The sequence below is a fragment of the Microbacterium sp. genome, from assembly GCF_047606385.1.
In the GTDB taxonomy this organism is placed as follows: Bacteria; Actinomycetota; Actinomycetes; order Actinomycetales; family Microbacteriaceae; genus Microbacterium.
In genome coordinates this window covers 1-5,373 of the sequence record NZ_JASGEL010000031.1, presented here as the reverse complement: position 1 = coordinate 5,373, position 5,373 = coordinate 1, and the positions used below count along the sequence as shown (strand labels likewise).

Annotated in this window: 6 protein-coding genes and 1 pseudogene; 5 read left to right on the top strand and 2 right to left on the bottom strand. The window is 72.0% G+C overall.

Going from position 1 to position 5,373, the window contains the following annotated elements:
• A pseudogene (locus tag QM626_RS03575) lies at positions 1-126 on the bottom strand (homoserine O-acetyltransferase); the annotation flags it as partial.
• 252 nt (positions 127-378) lie between these two features.
• Positions 379-1,701: a bifunctional o-acetylhomoserine/o-acetylserine sulfhydrylase gene (locus QM626_RS03570; RefSeq protein ID WP_415074051.1), complete on the bottom strand. Its 1,323-nt coding sequence runs from the start codon at positions 1,699-1,701 to the stop codon at positions 379-381.
• Positions 1,702-1,906: 205 nt separating this feature from the next.
• Here QM626_RS03570 and QM626_RS03565 point away from each other — a divergent pair, with 205 nt between their 5' ends.
• Genes QM626_RS03565 through QM626_RS03545 form a run of 5 tightly spaced genes read left to right on the top strand, consistent with a single transcriptional unit; the run spans position 1,907 to position 5,283 of the window.
• Positions 1,907-2,632: an SDR family NAD(P)-dependent oxidoreductase gene (locus tag QM626_RS03565; RefSeq protein WP_415074049.1), complete on the top strand. Its 726-nt coding sequence runs from the start codon at positions 1,907-1,909 to the stop codon at positions 2,630-2,632.
• 20 nt (positions 2,633-2,652) lie between these two features.
• Positions 2,653-3,432, top strand: a complete 780-nt coding sequence (locus tag QM626_RS03560; protein ID WP_415074047.1) for an SDR family oxidoreductase — start codon at positions 2,653-2,655, stop codon at positions 3,430-3,432.
• A 22-nt stretch (positions 3,433-3,454) separates the two neighbouring features.
• Positions 3,455-3,967: a phosphoribosyltransferase gene (locus QM626_RS03555; protein ID WP_415074045.1), complete on the top strand. Its 513-nt coding sequence runs from the start codon at positions 3,455-3,457 to the stop codon at positions 3,965-3,967.
• A 4-nt stretch (positions 3,968-3,971) separates the two neighbouring features.
• Entirely contained in the window at positions 3,972-4,664 is a 693-nt protein-coding gene (locus tag QM626_RS03550; RefSeq protein ID WP_415074043.1) for a uracil-DNA glycosylase, read from the top strand.
• Between the two features lie 10 nt (positions 4,665-4,674).
• Entirely contained in the window at positions 4,675-5,283 is a 609-nt protein-coding gene (locus tag QM626_RS03545) for a GNAT family N-acetyltransferase (RefSeq protein ID WP_415074041.1), read from the top strand.
• The last annotated feature ends 90 nt before the right edge of the window (positions 5,284-5,373 follow it).

The following is a 5,373-nucleotide window of genomic DNA, read 5'->3' as shown; positions in this document are numbered from 1 at the left end:
GTCGCCGACCGGATCGCCGTCGCGCCAGGCGCCGGTGGCGGGCGGGCGTCCGCCGCGGAGCAGGCGGGCGTCGGCCTCCGTCACCGGCGCGCTGGGCACGGTGTCTTCGGAGGTCTGCCAGTCCACGGAGGGCCTTTCGCGTTCGGGTCGGCATCCATTCTCTCGGAGCCGTCGCCGCGCTCGCGTCCGTGTTACGCGCCGGTCGCTGCCCGGTCCCTCCTCGAGATGGCGCCTGTTCCTGACGATGGCGCCTCAAATTTCAGGCGCCATCGTCAGGAACTGTAGCCATGCCGGCGGGGGAGAGGGACTGCTGGCGGGCGCGCAGATGACGGATGCCCCGGGGCCGAAGCCCCGGGGCATCCGAGCGACGCGGGCCGATCAGGCGCGCGCGGCCTCCGAGAGCGCACGCGCGGCGTCCAGCGCCTGCTCCAGGTCCGCCTTGAGGTCCTCGACGTTCTCGATGCCCACCGACAGGCGCACGAGGCCCGGGGTGACGCCCGCGGTCAGCTGCTGCTCGGGCGTGAGCTGCGAGTGGGTCGTGGACGCCGGGTGGATCACGAGCGAGCGCACGTCGCCGATGTTGGCCAGGTGGCTGAACAGCGTGAGGCTGTTGACGAACTCGCGGCCGGCGGGGACGCCGCCCTTCAGCTCGAACGACAGCACCGCGCCGACGCCCTTGGGGGCGTAGGTGTTGGCGGCGGCGTACCACGGCGACGTGGGCAGGCCCGAGTAGTTCACCGAGGCGACGTCGTCACGGCTCTCGAGCCACTCCGCGATCTCCTGCGCGTTCTGCACGTGGCGCTCGATGCGCAGCGACAGGGTCTCGATGCCCTGGATGAGCAGGAAGGCGCTGTTGGGCGAGATCGCCGAGCCGAGGTCGCGCAGCAGCTGCACCCGAGCCTTGATGATGTACGCCAGGCCGTCGCCCACCGCGTCGGTGTAGACCGCACCGTGGTATGAGGGGTCCGGCGTGGTCAGGCCGGGGAAGCGCTCCGAGTGCTGGGTCCACGGGAACCGGCCGCCGTCGACGATGACGCCGCCGATCGTGGTGCCGTGACCGCCCAGGAACTTCGTCGCCGAGTGCACGACGATGTCGGCGCCGTGCTCGAACGGCTTGATGAGGTACGGCGTCGCGATCGTGTTGTCCACGATCAGGGGGACGCCCGCCTCGTGGGCGATGTCGGCGACGGTGCGGATGTCGAGGACGTTGATCTTCGGGTTGCCGATCGTCTCCGCGAAGAACAGCTTCGTGTTCGGGCGGACCGCGCGACGCCACTCCTCGGGGTCGTCCTGGTTCTCGACGAAGGTCGTCTCGATGCCGAGCTTGGCCAGCGTGTACTTGAAGAGGTTGTAGGTGCCGCCGTAGATCGAGCTGGAGGAGACGATGTGGTCGCCGGCCTGCGCGATGTTGAGCACCGCGAACGACTCCGCGGCCTGGCCGGAGGCCACCAGCAGCGCACCGGTGCCGCCCTCGAGCGCGGCCACGCGCTGCTCGACGACATCCTGGGTCGGGTTCTGGATGCGGGTGTAGATGTTGCCGAACTCGGCCAGCGCGAACAGGTTCGCCGCGTGGTCCGCGTTGTCGAAGACGTACGAGGTGGTCTGGTAGATGGGGGTGGCGCGGGCCTTGGTCACCGGGTCCGGCGCGGCGCCGGTGTGGACCTGCTTGGTCTCGAACCGCCAGTTCTCGGGTGCGGTCATTGCGTTCTCCTGCGTTCTCTGGATCCCCGCGGCGGGCGTCGCGGCCGGGACCGACAGTACGGAGCCGCCCCTTTTACCACAACGACCGGGACACGTGACGTAACACGGGCGTCGAGGGCCGTAACGTAACTGCGCGGGGCCCATGCGAGAGGTGTGCGGACACGCGGCGCGGGCGACGGAAGCCAGGCGGGAACGAGGAGGACGGATGACGCAGCGAGTGGCGCTCGTGACGGGCGCAGGCAAGGGGATGGGGCGCGAGATCGTCCGGCAGCTGGCGTCCCGCGGCATCCACGTCGTGTTCGGGGTGAGGCGCGCCGACGCGATTCGCGCGATCGAGGCCGAGACGGCGGCGGCGGGGGGATCGTCGCGGGGCGTCCTGCTCGACGTCACGGATGCGGCCGCCGTCGCCGCCGCCGCCGACTCGATCCGGGCGACCGAGGGACGCCTCGACATCCTCGTCAACAACGCCGGCATCGCCGTGAACCGTGCCGCCGCGCCCGGCGAGGTGCGCACCGAGGACCTGCGCCGCACCTACGAGGTCAACGTCTTCGGGCTGGTGGCGGTCACCAACGCCGTGCTGCCTCTGCTGCTGGCCTCGCCCGCCGGCCGCATCGTCAATCAGTCGACGAGCATGGGATCGCTGCGCGTGCAGGGCCGGCTCGCCCCGCCCTACGTCGACATGGCCTGGCTGGCCTACGACTCGTCCAAGGCGGCCGTGAACGAGATCACGATCGAGTACGCGAAGCAGCTGCGCGGGACGCCGGTGCTCGTCAACGCGACGGCGCCCGGCCAGGTCTCGACCGATCTGAACGGCAACGGGCGCGGCAAGACCGCCGCCGAGGGCGCCGAGCTGGCCGTGATGCTCGCGACGCTTCCGGCGGGGTCGCCCACGGCACGATTGTGGGACGCCGGAGGACCGATCGACTGGTGACGAGGGCTAGCGTGGAGGGCATGGTGACCAGACGAGCCGTCGTGACCGGAGCGAGCACGGGGATCGGCGCGGCGACGGCCCGCAGCCTGCGCGCCCGAGGCTGGAACGTCGTCGCCGTCGCGCGCCGCGCCGAGCGGCTCGCCGAGCTCGAGCATGAGACCGGGGTCACAGCCTTCGCCGCCGACCTCACCGCGGCGGCCGACGTCCAGGCGCTGACGGCGTGGCTCGCCGAGACGGGCCCGGTCCACGCGCTGGTGCAGGTGGCCGGCGGCGCACGCGGCGCCGACCGCGTCGAGGACGGCGACCCCGAGCAGTGGCGCTGGATGTACGAGGCCAACGTGCTCTCGACCCAGCGGCTCGTGGCGGCGCTGCTGCCGCTGCTGCGGAAGGCCGCCGCATCCGACGGCCATGCCGACACGGTCTTCGTGACCTCGACCGCCGGGCAGGTCGCCTACCCGGGCGGCGGCGGGTACAACGCCGCCAAGTCGGCCGAGGCCGCGCTCGTGCACGCACTGCGGCTGGAGCTGAACGGCGAGCCGATCCGGGTCGTGGAGATCGCGCCCGGCCTGGTGCGCACCGAGGAGTTCTCGCTGCACCGTCTCGGCGGCGACCGGGCGGCGGCGGACGCCGTGTACCAGGACGTCCCGGAGCCCCTCACGGCGGAGGACGTCGCCGACGTCATCGCCTACGCCCTCTCGGCGCCCAGTCACGTGAACCTGGACCTCGTGACGATGCGGCCGGTCGCGCAGTCCGCGCAGCACCTGCTGGCCCGCGGGCCGCTGCGTGTGCGGGAGATCTGAGCGGGACGGCTACGCTGGCGGGGTGGCAGAGACCGGAGCGCTCGAGCGCGAGCACCTGACCTGGGACGGATTCGGCGAGGCGACGCGGGAGATCGCGCGCACCGTCATCGCCTCGGGCTTCGAGCCGGAGGTCGTCGTCGCGATCGCCCGCGGCGGTCTGCTGCCGGCAGGGGCCATCGCCTACGGCCTCGGCATCAAGAACTGCGGCGCGCTGAACGTCGAGTTCTACACCGGCATCGGCACCGTGCTCGACGCCCCCGCGGTGCTGCCGCCGGAGCTGGACATGACCTATCTCGACGGCCGTCGCGTGCTGCTGGTCGACGACGTCGCCGACAGCGGACGCACCCTCGACCTCGCGGTGCGCCTGCTGACCGACCAGGGCGCCGAGGTGCGGTCGGCGGTGGTCTACACCAAGCCGACCACGATCATCCAGCCCGACTACAGCTGGAAGGACACGGCGCTGTGGATCGACTTCCCGTGGTCGTGGCGGGGCACCGTCGCCGAGGAGGACGCCGGTCACGAGGGTTCGGCCTGATCCGATGGCCATGACGCTGCCCGAGCTCGCCGGCGCCGGACTCATCGATCCGGGCTGGGCGCAGGCGCTCGACCCGGTCGCCGGCGACATCGCGGCGATGGGCGACCGGCTGCGCGCCGAGGTCGCCGCCGGTCGCCGCTACCTGCCGGCGGGGGACCGGGTGCTGCGCGCGTTCGCCCGTCCGCTCGCCGGGGTGAAGGTGCTGATCGTCGGCCAGGACCCCTATCCGACCCCGGGGCACCCGATCGGCCTGTCGTTCGCGGTGGACGCGCACGTCCGCCCCCTGCCGCGGAGCCTGTCGAACATCTACCAGGAGCTCCAGACGGATCTCGGCATCCCGCCGGCCCCGCACGGCGACCTCTCGGCATGGAGCGACCAGGGCGTCATGCTGTTGAACCGGGTCCTCACCGTCGCGCCGGGCGCCCCCGGCTCGCACCGGGGCTGGGGGTGGGAGAAGGTCACCGAGCACGCGATCCGCTCCCTCGTGGCCCGCGGCGGTCCCCTCGTCGCGATCCTGTGGGGGCGGGATGCCGCGAACCTCCGTCCGCTGCTCGGGCAGGTCCCGATCATCGAGTCGCCGCATCCGTCGCCGCTGTCGGCCAGCCGCGGCTTCTTCGGCTCCCGGCCGTTCTCGCGCGCGAACGCGCTGCTCGAGCAGCAGGGGGCGGCCCCCGTCGACTGGCGCATTCCGTCGTAGGCTGAGCGCCATGCTCGAGGAGGAATACGAGAAGCGGCGCGTGCTGCCGTGGCACATCCGCAAGCCGGCGCCGCCGGACCCTCCGTTCGCGTTCGAGATACGTCCCGCCGAGCTGCGCGACATCCCGGACATCCGCGAGATCTACAACTACTACGTGACCAACTCGGTCGTCACCTTCGACGAGAAGAAGTGGTCGCTCGCGAAGTGGCGCGAGAAGTTCGACCACCTCGCGAAGCTCGACCTGCCGTTCCTGGTCGCCGTCTCGCCGACGGGCCACCTGCTCGGCTATGCGCTCGTCGCCCCGTGGGCGGGCAAGTCGGCCTACCGGTACACCGTCGAGGACTCGATCTACCTCGGCCACGCCGCGTCCGGAAAGGGCCTGGGCAGGGCACTGCTGGAGGCGCTGCTGGACGCCTGCGCCGAGCGCGGCATCCGCGAGGTCGTCGCCGTGATCAGCGACAAGGGCGCGGAGGGCTCGATCGCGCTGCACACCAAGCTCGGCTTCACCGAGGTCGGGCGCATGGGACGCGTCGGCTTCAAGTTCGGCAGGTGGCTGGGGACCGTGTACCTGCAGAAGTCGCTGAAGCCGGCGAGGAAGCGGCGGCTGTTCGGGCGTTGAGCCGGTTCTCGCCGCGCCGTGCGGGCCGTGGCGCGGCAGTCCTGCGCACGCCTGCGGCGCGCGCCCGCCAGCCCCGATGCCAGCCGCGCC

Excerpts from the sequence above, each read along its gene's own strand:
- QM626_RS03570 (WP_415074051.1), bottom strand. The coding sequence starts at position 1,701 with ATGACCGCACCCGAGAACTGGCGGTTCGAGACCAAGCAGGTCCACACC.
- QM626_RS03565 (WP_415074049.1), top strand. The coding sequence starts at position 1,907 with ATGACGCAGCGAGTGGCGCTCGTGACGGGCGCAGGCAAGGGGATGGGG.
- QM626_RS03560 (WP_415074047.1), top strand. The coding sequence starts at position 2,653 with ATGGTGACCAGACGAGCCGTCGTGACCGGAGCGAGCACGGGGATCGGC.
- QM626_RS03550 (WP_415074043.1), top strand. The coding sequence starts at position 3,972 with ATGGCCATGACGCTGCCCGAGCTCGCCGGCGCCGGACTCATCGATCCG.
- QM626_RS03545 (WP_415074041.1), top strand. The coding sequence starts at position 4,675 with ATGCTCGAGGAGGAATACGAGAAGCGGCGCGTGCTGCCGTGGCACATC.